Here is a 1,490-nt window from a genome sequence, read left to right as displayed (position 1 = left end):
GGCTCTTCGTCAAATGATGTGGATGAGTAAAATTAAGTGAATTTAGGCAGCAGAAACCGAATGGCTTTTGCTGCTTTTTTGTTTGTCTTTAAAGCTAAGTAAAATTCTGTATTTATAGTTCTGAAAATTTCTATAGCCGTAAGCTATTCGTTTGATTAATTTAATTTTGTTTATGGAACCTTCTAAACAACCATTTGAATAAGCGTATTTAAAGGTGTTTTCAATTCTTGGTAAATGCTTCTTTAGTGTTCGAATCGAGGTTTTCATTGGAATAGAGATATCTTCGTTAGCTAATAATAATAGATCAGAAAAAGTGTCAAAATCATTGTTTTTACTACAGTATAATAGTTCTTGATAAAGTTTATAAGTTTCTGATAACTCTTTGTTTAAGCTAAGTAAATAATCCATGACATCTGTTTCAGGTAAAATACTCTTAAATAAACGCTGATAACGATAATCTGTATAATTCAATTCATTAGAATCTTTTAAAAAGAGTTTCCAATATTTTTTTAGTTTTCGATAATTTTTCATGTCAGTTACATTCGATGTGCGATAACGATTCATCGTCTTAATTCTAGTTATGTTTAAAGAACGACTGATAAGTTGAACTAAGTGAAAGCGATCAATAATCACCTCAGCATTAGGAAATAGCCTTTTGGCTAATTTAAAATAGGCTGCATTCATATCAACGACAATTGTTTTTACTTGGCGACGAACCTTTAGAGAGTACTTAAGAAAGTGTTTCTCTAGTGTTAGCTTTTTATTATCAATGAGAATATCGATAATTTGGTGTGTAGAGGAATCAGAGTAAATAAAACTGTACTTGCCACTATTGTTTTTAACCGAAGTAAATTCATCAAAACAAAGGTTTTGAGGTAAATATAAAAATTGATTAGATAAGTCTTTACCACCAGATACTAAAATTCTATTAATCGTTGTTGATGAAACAAAATGTCTTTTAGCTAAATCTTTAAACGAGATAGCATCACTTAACTCAATAAGAATTGATTGCTTCACTCTTTTAGCGATAAAACAATGTTTTTCAATTTCTGAAGATTCAGCTAGAAAAGAGGAGTCACAATGACGACAAAGGAATCTCTGTTTCTTTAATAAAAGATAGGTTGGGTAGTGAGCCACACTCAACCACTTTATTCGAGAAGAAATAAACCCATTTTTCACAATAGAAAATTGTTCATTTTTAATGCCACAACAAGGACAAGCCGAAGGAGTGTAAGTAAGAATACCTTTATAAATCTTGGATCTTATCCCTTTAATAAGCTGTTCCTCACAAAAAATAGAATCGAAATAAATATGTTTATCTTTTAAATCTAGCGATAGTCGAATACAATGGTTATGAGACATACGAATCTTCCTTTCTAAAATTTGGTTTGGTCACTTTAATTTTAACGGGAAAGTTCGTATGTTTCTATTATTTTGTAAAAAAATAGATGCGAATGAATTTCTTCATCCACATCAAAAATTATACAACC

At 30.0% G+C, this 1,490-nt stretch carries 1 protein-coding gene; it reads right to left on the bottom strand.

All coding sequences use genetic code 11. The features are described 5' to 3' along the window. Nucleotides 1-42 precede the first annotated feature (42 nt). Nucleotides 43-1,362 carry an ISL3 family transposase gene (locus DFR54_RS13095; protein ID WP_114290584.1) on the bottom strand — a complete coding sequence of 440 codons (1,320 nt, stop codon included), beginning with the start codon at nucleotides 1,360-1,362 and terminating at the stop codon, nucleotides 43-45. Nucleotides 1,363-1,490 lie beyond the last annotated feature (128 nt).

The sequence above is a fragment of the Vagococcus fluvialis genome (assembly GCF_003337315.1).
Classification (GTDB): domain Bacteria; phylum Bacillota; class Bacilli; order Lactobacillales; family Vagococcaceae; genus Vagococcus; species Vagococcus fluvialis.
Note: the sequence above shows the minus strand (reverse complement) of the source record. Positions and strands in the feature narration are given on the sequence as shown.

Excerpts from the sequence above, each read along its gene's own strand:
- DFR54_RS13095 (WP_114290584.1), bottom strand. The coding sequence starts at position 1,362 with ATGTCTCATAACCATTGTATTCGACTATCGCTAGATTTAAAAGATAAA.